This is a genomic window from Bifidobacterium panos, assembly GCF_012932445.1.
Lineage (GTDB): Bacteria > Actinomycetota > Actinomycetes > Actinomycetales > Bifidobacteriaceae > Bifidobacterium > Bifidobacterium panos.
On the sequence record NZ_JAAIIJ010000002.1, the window covers coordinates 61,872 to 78,569 of the forward strand.

Genomic DNA, 16,698 nt, shown 5'->3' on the forward strand with positions numbered 1-16,698 from the left:
TACAGGCGCTCTATCAGGGGCGATATATAACCCCGAAGGCAATTTGGCGCGATGGCTAGTAGCTGGCATCCATCGGGTCGTCACCGAACAGCGTCTCGCGTTCCTGATGGGTGGTGGTGCGTGAATCAAGCCAGCCGTAAGGCAGATGCACTTTCTTGGCGAAACGGACACGCCCACGGGGCTTGTCAACCACACGTTCGGGAAAGCGCACACTCGGATCGAGCCGGTCGATCTGGCAGCGCACGTCGTCAAGACTTTCGCATTCCATGAACGACTTGCGCGTGGCCCCTCCCACGGGGAACCCTTTCAGGTACCAGGCGATATGCTTGCGCAAATCATGCACGGCCATCCGCTCGTCGCCGTCATAGAACTCGGTGAGCAACTCAGCGTGGCGCATAATGACGCGACATACCTCACCCAGTGTGGGGTTGCAACGCTCAGCGGAACCGGCAAAGGCGTGCTTGATGTCGGCGAACAGCCACGGGCGGCCTTGGCAGCCGCGCCCGATGGCCACGCCGTCGCAGCCGGTCTGCTCGACCATGGCGAGCGCGTCATCGGCGCCCCAGATGTCGCCGTTGCCGAACACGGGGATGTCGAGTGCTTGCTTGAGCTGGGCGATGCGGGTCCAATCGGAATGCCCGCCATAATATTCGGCGGTGGTGCGCGCGTGCAGCGTGACGGCGGCGCACCCCTCATCTTGCGCGAGACGTCCGGCTTCGAGGAAGGTCTCGTGCTCGTGGTCGATGCCGACGCGAATCTTGGCGGTGACGGGGATGTCCGCCGGCTCGCACACCCGCACCACGCGGCTGATGATTTCGGCGAACAGATCGGTTTTCCAAGGCAGGGCGGAGCCTCCCCCGCGACGGGTGACTTTGGGCACCGGGCAGCCGAAATTCAAGTCCACATGGTCGGCCATGTGCTCGTCCACCACGATTCGCGCGGCCTGTTCGACAATGGCGGGGTTCACTCCATACAGTTGCAGCGAGCGGACATTCTCGCTGGGGGCGAAGCGACACAGACGCAACGCCTTGGGATTGCGGGCCACCAGGGCACGGGCAGTGATCATCTCGGCCACATACAGGCCGTCGGGGCCGTATTCCTCGCAAATCACGCGGAACGGCCAGTTGGTCACGCCGGCCATCGGCGAAAGCACCACCGGGGTGGGCACGCTGATGGGGCCAAGCTTCACCGGGCGCATGGGCCGCGAGGCGACGTGCGAGGAGCGCTTTTGCGAGCGCGGATCGACACCCACGCGGCAATCGCCCCGAGCGTCGAGATACTCGATGTCGTGGTCGTCGCTCACGCTCGACACCCGGCTCAGTACAGGCCGCCGGCCTCGGCGATATGAACAGAATCAGGCCAAGCCTGCCCACCCATGGACACCGGCATCTGCGGCACGCTGACGTGCTTCTCGCCGATGCGCTCGGCCACATAGTCGGCCACCTTGTCGAGGCTGACACGCTCCTGGGTCATGGCGTCGCGCTCGCGGATGGTGACGGCCTGATCGTCGAGCGTATCGAAATCGACGGTGACGCACAGCGGCGTGCCGATCTCGTCCTGGCGGCGGTAACGACGGCCGATGGCACCGGCCTCGTCGTAATCGATCATCCACTCGCGCTGGCGCAGATCGCCGGCCAGTTGCTGGGCCACGTTCTGCAGTTCCGGCTTCTTGCTCAGCGGCAATACCGCGGCCTTGACGGGGGCGAGACGCGGGTCGAGGTGCAGCACGGTGCGCTTGTCCACGCCGCCCTTGGTGTTCGGGGCTTCGTCCACATCGTAGGCATCCACCAGGAAGCACATCAGGGAACGGGTCAGGCCCGCGGCCGGTTCGATGACGTAGGGCACGTATTTCTCGCCGGTGGCTTGGTTGAAATAGCTCAAGTCCTCGCCGGAATGCTTGGCGTGCGCGGACAGGTCGAAATCGGTGCGGTTGGCCACGCCCTCAAGCTCGCCCCAATCGGAACCCTGGAAGCCGAACTTGTATTCGATATCCACGGTGCGCTTCGAATAGTGCGAGAGCTTCTCCTTCGGATGCTCATAATGGCGCAGGTTTTCGGGCTTGACGCCCAAGTCGAGATACCACTGGGTGCGCGCGTCAATCCAATACTGGTGCCAATCCTCATCCTCGCCGGGCTTGACGAAGAACTCCATCTCCATCTGCTCGAACTCGCGGGTGCGGAAGATGAAATTGCCGGGGGTGATCTCGTTACGGAAGGACTTGCCCATGTTGGCGATGCCAAACGGCGGCTTCTTGCGCGAGGATGTCATCACGTTCTTGAAGTCCACGAAAATGCCTTGGGCGGTTTCCGGGCGCAAGTAGTGCAGGGAATTCTCGTCCTCCACCGGGCCCAAGTGGGTGCGCAGCATCATGTTGAAATCGCGCGGTTCCGTCCACTTGCCGCGCTCGCCGCAATTGGGGCAGGCGATGTCGGCCATGCCGTTCTCGGGCAGCTTGTCGCCGTGCTTTTCGGCGTAGCTTTCCTCGAGTTTGTCGGAACGCTGGCGCTTATGGCAGTTCAGGCACTCGACCAGCGGATCGTTGAACACCGCCACATGGCCGGAGGCCACCCACACGTCGGTGGGCAGGATGATGGAAGTGTCCACGCCTACCACGTCGCCGCGGGTGACGACCATGGAACGCCACCATTCGCGTTTGATATTGTCCTTCAACGCCACGCCGAGCGGACCATAATCCCACGCGGAACGGGTGCCGCCGTAGATTTCGCCGGCGGGGAACACGAAGCCGCGACGCTTCGCAAGGGAGACGACTTCATCAAGTTTGGACTGAGCCACAATGCACCTTCTGGTTTGAACGGTTTGGGGGTCTTACAAATTCCGAAGCATATCTGTATATGTTGACTAGACATTGAATTTGAATTCGACGATGTCGCCGGGCTGCATGACGTAGTCGCGGCCCTCCTGGCGCAGTTTGCCTTCCTCTTTGATCTTGGCCATCGAGCCCTCCGCGGCCACGAAATCGTCGTAGGAGACGATATCCGCCTTGATGAAGCCCCTCTCAAAATCAGTGTGAATCACACCGGCGGCCTGCGGGGCGGTGTAGCCCTTGTGAATCTGCCAGGCGCGCACTTCCTTTTCGCCGGCGGTCAGGAAAGTCTGCAAACCGAGGATGTCGAAGCCCACGCGGGCCAGCTGGTCGAGGCCGGATTCCTCCAGCCCCGCGTCGGCAAGCATTTCGCGCGCGTCCGCCTCGTCCAGTTCGGTCAGATCGGCTTCAAATTGCGCGTTGAGGAAGATGGCCTTGGCCGGAGCCACGCCGGCGGCCAGTTTGGCTTTCAACTCATCGTTGGCCAGCTCGTTGTCGTCCACGTTGAACACGTAGATGAACGGCTTGGCCGTCATCAGGTGCAGGTCGTACACGTCGGCCTTGCCGATTTCACCTGCCGAGGCGGCCTCGTCGATGGTGCGTCCGGCCTCAAGAATCTCTTTGGCTTTCTTGACGGCATCCATATAGGATTGCTCGATCTTCTTGCCGCGCAAATCCTTTTCCAGTTTCGGCAGGGCGTTCTCGATGGTCTGCAAATCGGCCAGAATCAGCTCGGTGTTGATCGTCTCGATATCGTCGGTGGGGTCGACCTTGCCGTTGACGTGCACGATGTCGTCGTCCTCGAAGGCGCGCACCACCTCACAGATCGCGTCGGCCTCGCGGATGTTGGCCAGGAACTTGTTGCCTAAGCCTTCGCCTTCGGACGCGCCCTTGACGATGCCCGCAATGTCCACGAAAGTGACGGTGGCGGGCACGACCTTCTCGGTGTGCACCAAATCGGCCAAAATCGGCAAACGGCCGTCCGGCAGGGGCACCACGCCGGTGTTCGGCTCGATGGTGGCGAACGGGTAGTTCTCCGCGAGCACGTTATTGCGGGTCAGGGCATTGAACATGGTGGACTTGCCCACGTTGGGCAGTCCGACGATTCCGATGGTAAGAGACATGATTCCCTACAGTACTTGCCCGCCTTGTCATCCGACGATGGCATCGATGGCGTCGATAACTGCGCCGCGGAAAGCGTGCTTCTCAAGGCTGGCAACGCCCTTGATGGTGGTTCCGCCCGGCGAGCAGACGGCGTCCTTCATCGCGCCGGGGTGGGTTTCGGCGGCCATATACATCGCGCCGACGCCTTCGATCATCTTGGCGGCGAGACGATATGCCGCCGCGCGCTGCAAACCATGTTTGACGCCGGCGTCCCCAAGCGCTTCGAGATACATATCGGTGAAGGCGGGGCCACAGCCGGCGATGGTTCCGGCGACACCCATCAGCGGGGCATCGACGCGCTCGATCAGGCTGATCGCCGAGAACAAACGTTCAAACGTCTCGGCTTGATCCGCTTCGAGCGTGTGTTCGGCTTCGGTGACCAGCACGCCTTTGCCGACGGCCATCGGGGTGTTCGGCACCGTGCATTGGATGCGCAGGCTGGCGAACCGGTCGGCGAACAGTGTGCGATACGTGCTCAACGTCCAGCCGGCCGCAATCGAGACGATGAACTTGCCGGGCTTGGCGAGCTCGCTGGCAAGTGGAGCCATGACCGATTCAATCTGATATGGCTTGATGGCGATAATCACCATATCTGCGGCCTGCACGACGGCGCTTGCGTCACGCAACGGGCGAATGCCGAGCTTGGCCGCGTTTGCTTCGAGCTTGTCGAAATGCGCGGCGCATGCGACGATATCGCCGCCCGTGAGCGCGCCGGCATCGACCAACCCCTGCGCGATGGCCTGGGCCATATTGCCGTATCCGATGAAACCGATGGTTGGATTGGACATAAATCACTCCCTTTATTTCATGCGTTATTTCATACGCTGTTTCAGACGCTGTCAGAACAGTTCTTCCAAGTCGCCGCGGTTCAGCGCCTCGGTGAAGATGTGCTTGAACACCACACATCCGTGCAACCCGTCATGCTCGAACTCATTGGTAGTCCAATAATGTGAATTGCCGACGCGCGACAGCGTGTCGAGCTGCATGCCGGAATCCACATACATGTCGTCAAAATACACCGCGGCTTGCAGTGGCACTTCGTTGCGCGCCAGCTGCTCGACATCGTAGATCGTGCCGAAATGCGTGTCTTCCATCAGCGCATCCATGGCCGGTTTGAACGGGCGCAACGCGCTCTCCTGCTCAAACATCCACGGAAAGACGCACTCGCCGGTCATCATCAACGGGCGGCGGCCCGTGTCGAATTCGGCGGTGTCGTCGCGCACGCGCTGTGCGGCCCAACGAATTGGCTCGTCCAGCTCGCCGTTGGCATAGATGAACTCCTGCAGCGGCCAATAGAGCGGGCGCGAGGAGGTGGCATCCATCACCTTGGCAAGGAACTCGTCAGACAGCCGCGCATCGACATCAGCCGAGCCGTCGCCATCGAGGAAGGCATCGTCAAGAATCCAATGCACGCGCTCGAAACTCGGTTTCATGCCGAAATCGGAGCCCAGGCATTGCAAACGCTGCACGGTGAGCGGGTCGCCGTTCGGCAGTGCGATATCGCCGGCCTCGAGTTTGTCGGCCACACTCGCCATACGTTCGACATCCTGCGGATAGCGCTCATAGAACTGCTTGGTCTTGGCGACCATGCGCGGGAAGGTATGGCGGTACACCTCGGTGGCATCGGCCGGAACGTGCGGAATGCCTCCGGTGGTGAAGCTGGCTGCCACACCTCGCGGGAACAGGGAAAGGTATGTCAGCGTCAGGAACCCGCCGTAGCTCTGGCCGAGCGTGACCCAACGCGCGCCGCCGAACTCGCTCAAGCGCAGGTGCTCGAAGTCGCGCACAATCGAATCGGCAAGGAAATGCTTCAAATAGGCCGCGCCCTGAGCGCCATCCATCGTTTTCATCACGTGCGTGTCCACGCGCGAGGAACGCCCGGTGCCGCGCTGGTCGGGCAGGATCACACGAAAATGCTTGATGGCCTCTTCGATCCAACCGTCCGAGGCGGGGCTCAGCGGGCGCGGCCCCGAATCTCCCGGCCCCCCTTGCAGGAACACCAGCAGCGGCAAATCGTCATGCACATGCTCCGGCGCGGCGACCACGCGGTAGAACAGCTTGATGGTTTCCCCGGCAACATCCTGGCCGGGCTGGCAGGCCGACCAGTCGAGCGGCACATCAATGGAGTGATCTTCAACGGCCAAACCGGGCACATAATATTTCGCAAGCAATGTCATATCCCCGACTGTATCGCACAAATCAGCCGTACGAGTGATGTCGGCTCGCGAACGCGCACATTATTCTTGAAACTTATGAACGCTGACGGCCGCCTGAAAACATGGGTCGTATCGAATCGCACGCTGTTGCTCGATACGCTACTGGCCGTGCTGCTAGTCGGCACGGCCATCGGTCTCATCGGCATCACCAACCAAGACGATGTGCCGGGTCTGCTGTTGCCCACATCTCCCGCGGCATTGGCGGGGTGGACGTTGCCCGCCTTGATTCCGCTGGCTTTGCGGCGCATCAAGCCCGAGCCTGCGGCCTGGATGTTCATTGCATTGACGATGATTCATCTGATATTCGGCCCAGCAACCGCATACAGCGACTTCTATGCGCCGCTGATGCTGTATTCCGTGCTGGTATATGGCGCGTACAACCATACCGTTCGTTTCATTACGACGGCGATGGCGATGTGCGTGTTCGCCACGCTCATCTGGTCATGGGCGACACGATTGGACGGCAGCATATTGTCATTCGCCCTGGCCAGCGGCATGTGCGTGGTCAGCGTCGTCATCATGGCGTTCTGGCAACGAGCACGGCGCGCCACGGTGAAAGCCATGCAGGAACGCAACACCTTGATCGCCACACGAGCACAAGATGAATGCCGCATTGCCGCACAAGCCGAGCGCGCACGCATCGCTCGCGATATGCACGACGTGGTGGCGCACACGCTGTCAACAATCATCGTCCAATCCGATGGAGGGCGATACGCCGGCACGCAGGATCTCGATGTCGCGCAACGCACGATGGCAACCATCCGCGCGGAAGCGCAACGCGCGCAACATGATATGACGGGCCTGTTCGACATATTCGCCAATTCCGACAACGCCGGTTATGCAGGGCTGGACACGCTTATCAGGCACGCCCAATTGCCCGTGACGCGGCGCATCAACGGCGTCGCGCGGCCGGAATTGCTGAACGGGCAAACCAGCGAGGCGTTGTTCAGGCTTGTGCAGGAGGCCCTGTCCAACGCGCGCAAATACGCCGGTGCCGACGCGAACGTGATCGTCACCGAAATATGGTCGTCGGGCACGTTGCTCATCAGCGTGTCGGACGACGGGCAAGGGGCGCGAGTCTGCTTGGACGGGCACACGCCGGGCTATGGGCTGATTGGCATGCGTGAGCGCGTCGAAGCGGCCGGAGGCACCGTCAGCGCCGGGCCGCAAGCTGCGGGCGGTTTCATCGTGCAGGCCAGCTTGCCGTTGGCGAACGTCCAACAGCACTCCCCGGACTTTGTGCCCAAGGCATTCACCGCGAAACTGCACGAGATGGCGAGCGCGTTGCGTTCCAAGCCGTTCGCGCAGGACAATGCGTCGAAGGTCAATTGGATCGCCACGCTCTCCCTGTGGTGCGAGCGGCATTATCTGCTGATGGATATGCTGATCGCACTCGCGCTGATGATTCTGCTGAACTCCACCACATTAAGCGAGATGCTCATGTCAGGGCAGTTTCTTGACAGCGGCATGACGCGCCTTATCGCCACACTCGTCACCGTGGCGCTCTTGTTGCCGCTGGCGTTTCGGCGGCGTTTGCCCGAAACCAGCGCCCTGACGCTGGCCGTGCTGTCGCTGTTGCAATCGCTGTTCTTCCCCGCGCCGCTACTGACCGTCAACTTCTTTGTGCCGATTTCCGTATATTCGGCGGTGATGTATGGGCGGGACAAGGCGTGGCGCTGGGTGAGCGTGGCGCTGGTCATCGATTCGTGGGTTGCGGGCATGCGCATCATGGCCGGATACAATGGCGTCGCTTCGATATACCAAGTGCTATTCGTGGATTCCACAGGCTTCAATGTCCCCGCGCTGCTGTTCGCCGGAATCCTTCCCAGTGCGATAATCATGATTGGTTGTTTCGGGTGCGTGGCCTTGGCGCGATGGACGCGTTCGCAGGGAGCGAACGCGCTGGTTCTGCAACAGCGCGAGGAGGCGTTACGTGCCGAGGAGGAAAGGCAAAAGGTGCTGGCGGCCAATCTGGAACGCAATAGGATTGCCGCGGCCATGCAGGAGGATGTCACAGCCACGCTGGGCACGGTGATCAAGCAGGCCGACAACGGCTTGGCTCTGTTGGGCGGCACTGCGCGCCCCGTTCCCACCACCGAAGACATCGCCGGGGCCTTCGCTTCAATCGGAGAGCAGGGGCGCCGGGCGCTGGCGCATATGCGTCAGCTGCTGGCTGTGTTGCGCGAGACCGGGTTCAGCGACGACAGGCACGAGGATGTTCAAATGCGTCTCAAACCTGCGGCGCGCCTGCAAGAGCAGATAGAATCAGGGGGATTTCAGGATATGTCGAACGATGACGGCAACGTCTCTTCATTAAGGTGAGGGTTATGAGCGCAGAACGAATTCGTGTGGTTATCGCCGACGATCAGGAACTGGTCCGTGCCGGTTTCGCCATGGTGATTGGCTCCCAGCCGGATATGCAGGTGGTCGGCCAAGCGGGCGACGGCACCGAAGCGGTGGCATTGGCTGAAGAGCTGCGTCCCGATGTGATTTTGATGGATGTGCGCATGCCGCAGATGGATGGGCTCGAAGCCACCAAGCACATCACCGCCACGATGTCCGGCCAGACGCATGTCATCATCCTGACCACTTTCGATTTGGACGAATATGTGATGGCGGCGATCAACGCCGGTGCCTCCGGATTCCTGCTCAAAGACACCGAACCGGAAACATTGCTCGCTTCGATACGCACGGTGCTCAACGGCAATGCGATCATCGCGCCATCGGCCACCAAACGTCTGATCGAAACGATGATGAAAACCGGGTTCGCCAACGGCACCAACAGCGCCGGAGCGGCCAGCGCCTCGTACACCGATCCCGAGCTGGACGACCTGACCGACCGTGAACGCGAGGTACTGGTCGAAATCGCGCACGGCCTGTCGAATCAGGAGATTGCCGACAAACTGTTCATCAGTCTGCCGACGGTGAAAACGCACGTGGCGCACATCCTGTCGAAAATCAACGCACGCGACAGAGTGCAAGCCGTGGTGTTCGCCTACGACAACCATTTGGTCTAGTTGGTCTCTAGACATACTGCGGTTTTCGCTGGCTGAATAAGCTGAATAATATAGCGCGGCGGCCCGCATCGCGATATGTGCACGATGCGGGCCGTCGAAATATATTCAGCCAGTGAAAAGCCGTGGCTACTTGGCCAGGCCGGATGCGCGCAAAGCCTCGAAGCCGCCCTTCAGGTCGTCGAGGATGTCCTCGATGTTCTCGGTGCCGATGGACAGGCGGATGGTGCCCTGATGGATGCCCTGATCCTCCAGCTCCTCGGCCGTCTCCTGGGAGTGGGTGGTGGAGGCCGGGTGGATCACCAGGCTCTTGGCGTCGGCCACGTTGGCCAGCAGGCTGAACAGGTGCAGGTTGTCGATGAACACGCGCGCCGCATCCTTGCCGCCCTTGATGTCGAAGGTGAAGATGGAGCCGCCGCCGTTCGGGAAGTACTTCTTGTACAGCGCGTTGTCCTTGCGGCCTTCGATGGAGGGGTGGGAGATGGACTCGACCTCGGGCACCGTCTTCAGATAGTCGACGACCTTCAGGGCGTTCTCGACGTGACGCTCGACGCGCAGCGAGAGGGTCTCGGTGCCCTGCAACAGCAGGAACGCGGCGAACGGCGAGAGCGTGGCGCCGGTGTCGCGCAGCAGGATGGCGCGCACGCGGGTGACGAAGGCCGCGCCGCCCAGCGCCTCGTAGAAGTTCAGGCCGTGGTAGGAGGGGTCGGGCTCGGTCAGGGTGGGGAACTTGCCCGGTACCTCAGCCCAGTTGAAGTTGCCGCCCTCGACGATGACGCCGCCGAGCGTGGTGCCGTGGCCGCCGATGAACTTGGTGGCCGATTCCACCACGATGTCCGCGCCGTGCTCCAGCGGGCGGAACAGGTAGGGCGTGGCGAAGGTGTTGTCGACGATCACCGGCAGGTGGTGCTTGTGCGCGATGGCGCTGATGGCCTCGAAGTCGGGCAGGTCGGCGTTCGGGTTGCCGAAGGTCTCGAAATAGACGAGCTTGGTGTTTTCCTGAATGGCGTCCTCGAACTCCTGCGGGTTTTCGGCGGAGACAAAGGTGGTGGTGATGCCGTCGCGCGGCAGGGTGTGGCGCAGCAGGTTGAAGGTGCCGCCATAGATGTTCTTGGCCGCCACGATGTGGTCGCCACTCTGGGTGATGTTGCGCACCGCGTATTCGACGGCCGCCGCGCCGGAAGCCACGGCCAGGCCAGCCGTGCCGCCTTCGAGGGCGGCGATGCGATCTTCGAACACGCCTTGGGTGGAGTTGGTCAGACGGCCGTAGATGTTGCCCGCATCGCTCAGGTCGAAGCGCGCCTCGGCATGGTCGAAGTTGTGGAAGACGTAGCTGGTGGTCTGGTAAATCGGCACCGCGCGGGAGTCAGTGGCCGGGTCGGCTTGTTCCTGACCGACGTGCAGCTGCAGGGTTTCAAAGCGATAGTTCTTGTTCTTCTCGGTCATGTTGGCTCCTTTGTGGATTCGATTTACGTTGTTCCCGTCACCCGCCTGCCGTGTGGCGGTTGGCGAGGTGCTGGTTATGAACGTATTCGTTTGCGGGCTCATAATGCAAGCCAAACGCTATCGGGGTTGCCTATAGCCCCTTCTAAACCGTTGGAATCACTGGGGTTCAAGGGAGTTTTAATACGATTTTCCCCATATCGGAAAGTCCTCGCGACACGCCGAGGCCCGGCCGAATGTGGATAACCGCATCTCTATCCACACGTTATCCACGACACGCCCGAGGCAGGGGGTCGAGTACACATTCCTCCCCACGGTTGCATCAACGCTTGGGCACCCCGCACAGTGGAGGCATGAGCAACATATCGACACACCAACAGGCGCTTGACGTCGTCGCCGCGCAACTGTGCGACGAGACGCTTTCCAGCCGCAAGCTCGGCTCGCTCGGCGAAGACTATGCCGCGACATGGCTTGCCGCGCAGGGCTGGCGCATCCTTGAGCGCAACTGGCATTGTCGTTACGGCGAACTGGACATCGTAGCGGTTGACGACGAAAGCCGCATCGTGTTCGTCGAAGTGAAAACAAGACGGGCCACGCGATTCGGCACGCCCCAGGAGGCCGTCACGCAAGCCAAGCAGAAGAATCTGCGCCGCGCCGCCGTGCAATGGCTGTTGGCCCCGGAACATCGAGCCAGGCATCGCGGCGTGCGCTTCGACGTGATCACCGTGGTGATACAACACGGCGGGCAACCGGCCGTCCACCACATCAAGGAGGCGTTCTGATGGCTATTGGAGGCGCATTATCCATAGGTCTCATCGGCTTGAAGGCCTTCACCGTCACGGCTCAGGCGTTCATCAGCCCGGGCCTGCCCTATTTTTCCATCATCGGCTTGCCGGACACTTCGCTGTCAGAGGCGCGCGAACGCGTGAAATCTGCCTGTCAGGCGAGCGGCTTTTCATGGCCGCAAACCCGTGTGACCGTGAACCTCTCCCCCGCGGCGATGCCCAAACGCGGCTCGTCACACGACCTGGCCATTGCCGCGGCGGTGCTCAGCGCGGCCGGCGCGATCGGCCACGACTCCCTGGCCTCAACCGTGGTGATGGGCGAGGTGAATCTCGACGGCACGGTGCTGCCCATCAACGGCGTGCTGCCGATTCTGCTGCATGCCCGCGAGCGTGGCATCACACAGGTGATTCTGCCCGAAGGCAATATGGATGAGGCACATCTGATCGACGGTTTGCACGTGCGTGGCGTGCGGCATGTGGGCGAACTCATCGAACTTATGGGAGGGCAAGCACGATATCGCATACCCGACAACTACCGCCCGAACGAGCGGGTCGCTTCGGCCGACGAGCCGCTCATGTTTCCCGGATTGGGCGATATGAGCGAAATCGTCGGTCAGGAGCATGCCAAATGGGCGCTGGAGGTGGCTGCGGCCGGCGGCCATCACCTGCTGATGACGGGGCCTCCCGGCTCGGGCAAGACCATGCTCGCCTCGCGCATGCCGGGCATCATGTGCCCTCTGACGGACGACGAACAGTTGGAGGTGGCGATGATTCGTTCGTTGTGCGGCGCATTGCCCGCGCATGGCATCAGCGACGTGCCGCCGTTCGAGGCACCCCACCACACCGCTTCCACCGCGGCGTTGACCGGAGGCGGCACCGGCCTTGCGCAACCGGGGGCGATCACGCGCGCGCATCGCGGCGTGCTGTTCCTGGACGAGGCGCCCGAGTTCTCCGCACGGGCGATGCAGACGCTCAGAGAGCCATTGGAATCCGGGTATATCGCCATATCGCGCTCAAAAGGCACCACGTATTACCCGGCGTCGTTCCAGCTGGTGATGGCGGCCAACGCATGCCCGTGCGGCATGTCCTACGGCACCGGCGAGCGTTGCACATGCAGCCAACGCGAGCGGCAACGCTATTTCGCCAGACTTTCCGGCCCTATTCTCGACCGCATCGACATTCAGGTGGAGGTGCCGCCGATTTCGCGCATCATCGTCAATCGCGAGGTGATGGAGCCTCGCGCCACCAGCGCCCAGATTCGTGGGAGGGTCATCCAAGCACGTCAGATTGCGCGCGAACGCTTCCGTGCGCACGGCTGGAATTGCAATGCCCAGGCTTCGGGCACTTGGCTGCGCGAACATCTGTCGGCGAGCGCGCTCGAACCCATCAACCACGCTCTCGAAACACACCGTCTGAGCTTGCGGGGTGCCGACCGCGCCATGAGATTGGCATGGACGCTGGCCGATCTTGCAGGCGCAACCTCCCCCGGGCGCGACGAAATCAATCAGGGCATCGCCCTGCGCACCCATTTGAGCTAAGGAAACCCGCATGAATGCCGCAATCCATCCCCCATTGAGCACAGAGGCGCTGGCACGCGCCACACTCACGTTCTGCCTCGATGGCGCGGACGCGCTGATGTATGCCGCGCTCAAAGGGGCGGGTTCGGCGCAGGAGGTGTTGGAGCTCATCATCGCCTCGCGTCCCGACGCTTCTGGGCAAACGGAGGCTTTGCATCGGCTTGATCAGGTGTTCGCCACGGGATTGTCCCGATGGGGGCGCAAACCCACGGCTCAGGCCCTTGCCGCGTTCCATCGATCGTTGGACGGGTGGCATGCGAGGCTCGCCCAACTGCCTTCCTTGAATTGGCAACAGTTGGGCGACTGGTTCACGATGGATGGCGCCCAGTGGATCGTTGGGCCGGACAGTGCGTTATGGCCGCGTCAGTTGATGGACTTGTCCACGCGCAAGGACTGGGCGCCGCCCTTGTGTCTGTGGGGCATCGGCGACGCCGAAGCGTTGACTTGTTGCGACAACCCCGTGGCGGTGGTCGGTTCGCGCGGTGTCAACGACTATGGCCGTGGCGTGGCCCGCGAGGTGGCGGCGTGCGCCGCTTGTGATGGGCATTTGGTGGTTTCGGGAGGGGCGTTGGGCACCGACGCGGCGGCGCATTGGGGTGCCCTATCCGCCACGCAACATCGCGGGCTTGAAGCTTCAGGCCGCACGGTGGCGGTGTTCGCCGGAGGGCTCAATCATATTGGCCCGCCGTCGAATCTACGCCTGTTCGACCAGATCACGGCGAATGGAGGCGCGCTCATCAGCGAACTGTGCCCCAGCACCATTCCCGAGCCGCGTCGATTTCTGATTCGCAACCGCATCATCGCGGCATTGGCATCAACGGTGGTGATCGCCCAGGCACGCCTGCGTTCGGGCGCGCTCAACACCGCGGGGTGGGCCAACGAGCTGGGGCGCACGGTGGTGGCCGCGCCCGGAGACATCACTATGCCGCACAATGCCGGGTGCAACCGGCTGATTTCCCGCGCGGAGGCGCTGATTCTGACCAGTCCGCCAGACATCAGGGAGTTCTGTCATGCCCCGCACCCTCCGCTCGGAAGCGACGGTTTCAACGACAAAGAAACCGACGGCCCACCTGCCGGGGATGATCATCTGACGGATTCCCAACGCACGCTCATCGACACGATTCGATTATGTCACCGACGTCATCTGACGGCCACGCCGGACGCCCTACTGTCATGCATGATGCGACAGGCGAACGCCAGCAAACCGACCATCGCCCAGATCATGGCCGACTTGGGGACTTTGGAAGTGCAGGGTCTCGTCGAATACAACGGCGCGGCCAATCTCACCACGGGCTGAACGGAATCTATGCCTGCCATTGGCACCGGTCGAGATCGACGCGCCAGCCGTCGGCACCGGCGTTGCCGTTGGGGGCAGGCGGGATGAATGTCACGCCCTCGTCTTCAAGCAGGGCGCGCTGCTCGTCTGGCCCGCCGAAGGCGAAGCCGGGGGCCAGCGACCCGTCGCGGAACACCACGCGATGGCATGGGGTCACGCCAGGTTCGGGGTTGGCATGCAAGGCATACCCCACCGTTCGCGCGTTGCGCGGCGCTCCGGCCAGCGCGGCCACCTGCCCATAGGTTGCCACGGTTCCACGCGGAATACGCTTGACCACTTCATACACGCGACTGTTGAATGATTGCTCCGCCATACCTCTCATTATGTCCATTATGTCCGCCAATGGCCCCGACTGTGCGATTCGCGCGCAAAACCGTGCGGCAATCGGGCAAAGCCGCGGCCCCAAACACCCAATCCCGACATGAGCCATCTTCTCCATGACGCGCCTGCCCAGCCACAACCGACCATCTGCCCGGCAAGTCACCCCTTGTTGTGAGAATGGCAGATATGAGCCCGAAGCACTTGGAAAACATGTATGACGCGGTGATTGTCGGCGCGGGAGCGGCCGGCCTGTCGGCGGCGTTGGGGTTATTGCGTTCCCCCGAAGTTGGGGACATGCGGGCGAGCGGAACCGAGCCGAAGATCCTGGTGATATCCAAGCTGCAACCGCTGCGCTCGCACACCGGCTCGGCCGAGGGAGGCATCGCCGCGGCCCTGGGCAATGTGGAGCAGGACGATTGGCAGTGGCATTATTACGACACCGTCAAAGGCGGCGACTGGCTGGTCGATCAGGACGCGGCCAAGCTGCTCGCGCAATACGCGCCTGAAACGGTGATCAATCTGGAGCGGCAGGGCGTGGCCTTCTCCCGCACCGAGGACGGGCATATCGCGCAACGTCGCTTCGGCGGCCACACCCGCGATTTCGGCGGCAATGCAGTCAAACGCGCCGCCTATGCGGCCGACCGTGTGGGGCATCAGATTCTGCACACGTTGTGGCAACAGTGCGTGGCCAATGGCGTCGATTTCGCCGAGGAATGGTACGTCACCGATCTGGTGCTCGATGACGAGCGTTCGCGCGTGGCCGGCGTGGTCGCCTTCGACACGCATGCCGGCACGTTGCATGCCGTGCATGCGCGCAACGTGCTGCTCGCCACCGGCGGCGCCGGGCGTCTGTTCCACACCACTTCGAACTCATGGGACTTGACCGGCGACGGCATGGCGCTGGCGCTGGCGGCCGGATTGCAGTTGGAGGACGCGGAGTTCGTGCAGTTCCATCCCACCGGCTTGGCGCACACCGGCATTCTGCTGTCCGAGGCGGCTCGCGCCGAAGGTGGCGTGTTGCGCAACGCGCGAGGAGAGGCGTTTATGGAACGGTATGCGCCGGGGCATGGCGATCTGGCCGCACGCGATGTAGTGAGCCGTTCGATCATGGCCGAAATCGACGCGGGCCGCGGTGTGGTCGACCCGAAGGAGCCGAACGGCCCCAAGGATTGCGTGTGGCTGGATCTGACGGGCATCGACGCCGAACATATGGAGCGCACCTTGCCCGAAGTGGTCGAGACGATACGCGCATACGCGAACCTCGACCCGACGCGTGATCTGGTGCCGGTCAAGCCCACGGCGCATTACACGATGGGCGGCATTCCCATCACCACGGATGGCGAAGTGTATCGCTGGGAAGATGGCCGGCGAGCCGTCATCGAAGGTCTGTTCGCCGCGGGCGAGTGTTCCTGTGTGTCCGTGCATGGCGCGAACCGCCTGGGCGGCAACTCCCTGCTCGACGCCTGTCTGTTCGGCACCCGCGCCGGCAAGGCCATTGCCGCGCGCCTCGACGCGCCGGCAGCCGGCACCGATGATGTTGATCCCGCAGTGGATACCGCCGCATCGGCACGCAAAAGCGACCTCGATGCGTTATTGTCCGCTCAAAGAGACAACGAGGACAATCCCTACCGGCTGATGGCCGATCTCGGCATCGTAATGGAGCAGGCGGCTGCGGTGCGTTGCAGCGAAGGCACACTCGCCAAGGCAGCCGACGCGCTGGACGGCGAACTTGCGTCACGCGCCGCGGCACTCACCGCCCATGAGCATTCCCCCGCTTTCAATCAGGAGGTCACCGCCATTTGGGAGGCACGCCACCTCATCATGCTGGGCAAAGCCGTGCTCACCGCCTCCGATGCGCGGCACGAATCCCGCGGCTCGCTCAAGCGCACCGACTACCCGCAGCGCGACGACGAGCATTTCCTCGCGCATTCGATGACCGACGCGAGCCACACGGTGGCTTGGCAGCCGGTGCACATCGTGGACGTTGAGCCAAAGAAGCGCGAATACTGATAGTTTGC

At 62.4% G+C, this 16,698-nt stretch carries 13 protein-coding genes; 6 read left to right on the plus strand and 7 right to left on the minus strand.

Annotation, left to right across the window (positions count from 1 at the left end; translation table 11 throughout):
- Positions 1–55 precede the first annotated feature (55 nt).
- The 5 genes from dusB to G1C94_RS00400 all read right to left on the minus strand — a co-directional run bounded on the left by dusB (position 56) and on the right by G1C94_RS00400 (position 6,165).
- Positions 56–1,252, minus strand: coding sequence for a tRNA dihydrouridine synthase DusB (gene dusB, locus G1C94_RS00380; protein WP_335341194.1), 1,197 nt, complete (start codon positions 1,250–1,252; stop codon positions 56–58).
- Between the two features lie 65 nt (positions 1,253–1,317).
- Positions 1,318–2,793, minus strand: a complete 1,476-nt coding sequence (locus G1C94_RS00385) for a glycine--tRNA ligase (RefSeq protein ID WP_172143657.1) — start codon at positions 2,791–2,793, stop codon at positions 1,318–1,320.
- Positions 2,794–2,859: 66 nt separating this feature from the next.
- Entirely contained in the window at positions 2,860–3,948 is a 1,089-nt protein-coding gene (ychF, locus tag G1C94_RS00390; RefSeq protein ID WP_172143659.1) for a redox-regulated ATPase YchF, read from the minus strand.
- A gap of 27 nt (positions 3,949–3,975) precedes the next feature.
- Entirely contained in the window at positions 3,976–4,776 is an 801-nt protein-coding gene (proC, locus tag G1C94_RS00395) for a pyrroline-5-carboxylate reductase (RefSeq protein ID WP_172143661.1), read from the minus strand.
- 51 nt (positions 4,777–4,827) lie between these two features.
- Positions 4,828–6,165 carry an alpha/beta fold hydrolase gene (locus G1C94_RS00400; RefSeq protein WP_172143663.1) on the minus strand — a complete coding sequence of 446 codons (1,338 nt, stop codon included), beginning with the start codon at positions 6,163–6,165 and terminating at the stop codon, positions 4,828–4,830.
- A gap of 75 nt (positions 6,166–6,240) precedes the next feature.
- On the opposite strand from G1C94_RS00400, the gene G1C94_RS00405 reads away from it, so the two are divergent.
- Together G1C94_RS00405 and G1C94_RS00410 are read left to right on the plus strand one after the other, a co-directional pair.
- Positions 6,241–8,526, plus strand: a complete 2,286-nt coding sequence (locus G1C94_RS00405) for a sensor histidine kinase (protein WP_172143665.1) — start codon at positions 6,241–6,243, stop codon at positions 8,524–8,526.
- A gap of 5 nt (positions 8,527–8,531) precedes the next feature.
- Positions 8,532–9,221, plus strand: a complete 690-nt coding sequence (locus G1C94_RS00410; protein WP_172143667.1) for a response regulator — start codon at positions 8,532–8,534, stop codon at positions 9,219–9,221.
- Between the two features lie 126 nt (positions 9,222–9,347).
- Here G1C94_RS00410 and G1C94_RS00415 read toward each other — a convergent pair whose 3' ends face one another.
- Positions 9,348–10,664 carry an O-acetylhomoserine aminocarboxypropyltransferase/cysteine synthase family protein gene (locus G1C94_RS00415; protein WP_172143669.1) on the minus strand — a complete coding sequence of 439 codons (1,317 nt, stop codon included), beginning with the start codon at positions 10,662–10,664 and terminating at the stop codon, positions 9,348–9,350.
- Between the two features lie 350 nt (positions 10,665–11,014).
- On the opposite strand from G1C94_RS00415, the gene G1C94_RS00420 reads away from it, so the two are divergent.
- From G1C94_RS00420 to G1C94_RS00430, 3 genes are read left to right on the plus strand one after another with little or no spacing between them, the layout of a single operon-like run.
- A complete protein-coding gene (locus G1C94_RS00420) occupies positions 11,015–11,443 on the plus strand; it encodes a YraN family protein (protein WP_172143671.1) in 429 nt (142 codons plus the stop codon).
- Positions 11,443–12,984: a YifB family Mg chelatase-like AAA ATPase gene (locus G1C94_RS00425; protein ID WP_172143673.1), complete on the plus strand. Its 1,542-nt coding sequence runs from the start codon at positions 11,443–11,445 to the stop codon at positions 12,982–12,984. The genes G1C94_RS00420 and G1C94_RS00425 overlap by 1 nt, the downstream gene beginning before the upstream one ends.
- A 10-nt stretch (positions 12,985–12,994) precedes the next feature.
- Entirely contained in the window at positions 12,995–14,320 is a 1,326-nt protein-coding gene (locus G1C94_RS00430) for a DNA-processing protein DprA (protein ID WP_172143675.1), read from the plus strand.
- A gap of 7 nt (positions 14,321–14,327) precedes the next feature.
- Here the strand turns inward: G1C94_RS00430 and G1C94_RS00435 are convergent, their stop codons facing one another.
- On the minus strand, positions 14,328–14,672 hold the full coding sequence (locus G1C94_RS00435) for an MGMT family protein (protein WP_172143677.1): 345 nt from the start codon (positions 14,670–14,672) through the stop codon (positions 14,328–14,330).
- 194 nt (positions 14,673–14,866) lie between these two features.
- On the opposite strand from G1C94_RS00435, the gene G1C94_RS00440 reads away from it, so the two are divergent.
- Positions 14,867–16,690: an FAD-binding protein gene (locus tag G1C94_RS00440; protein WP_172143679.1), complete on the plus strand. Its 1,824-nt coding sequence runs from the start codon at positions 14,867–14,869 to the stop codon at positions 16,688–16,690.
- Positions 16,691–16,698 lie beyond the last annotated feature (8 nt).

Coding starts and splice junctions, on each gene's coding strand:
- G1C94_RS00425 (WP_172143673.1), top strand. CDS start 11,443: ATGGCTATTGGAGGCGCATTATCCATAGGTCTCATCGGCTTGAAGGCC.
- G1C94_RS00410 (WP_172143667.1), top strand. CDS start 8,532: ATGAGCGCAGAACGAATTCGTGTGGTTATCGCCGACGATCAGGAACTG.
- G1C94_RS00435 (WP_172143677.1), bottom strand. CDS start 14,672: ATGGCGGAGCAATCATTCAACAGTCGCGTGTATGAAGTGGTCAAGCGT.
- proC (WP_172143661.1), bottom strand. CDS start 4,776: ATGTCCAATCCAACCATCGGTTTCATCGGATACGGCAATATGGCCCAG.
- G1C94_RS00430 (WP_172143675.1), top strand. CDS start 12,995: ATGAATGCCGCAATCCATCCCCCATTGAGCACAGAGGCGCTGGCACGC.
- G1C94_RS00400 (WP_172143663.1), bottom strand. CDS start 6,165: ATGACATTGCTTGCGAAATATTATGTGCCCGGTTTGGCCGTTGAAGAT.
- G1C94_RS00440 (WP_172143679.1), top strand. CDS start 14,867: ATGAGCCCGAAGCACTTGGAAAACATGTATGACGCGGTGATTGTCGGC.
- G1C94_RS00405 (WP_172143665.1), top strand. CDS start 6,241: ATGAACGCTGACGGCCGCCTGAAAACATGGGTCGTATCGAATCGCACG.
- ychF (WP_172143659.1), bottom strand. CDS start 3,948: ATGTCTCTTACCATCGGAATCGTCGGACTGCCCAACGTGGGCAAGTCC.
- G1C94_RS00420 (WP_172143671.1), top strand. CDS start 11,015: ATGAGCAACATATCGACACACCAACAGGCGCTTGACGTCGTCGCCGCG.
- G1C94_RS00415 (WP_172143669.1), bottom strand. CDS start 10,664: ATGACCGAGAAGAACAAGAACTATCGCTTTGAAACCCTGCAGCTGCAC.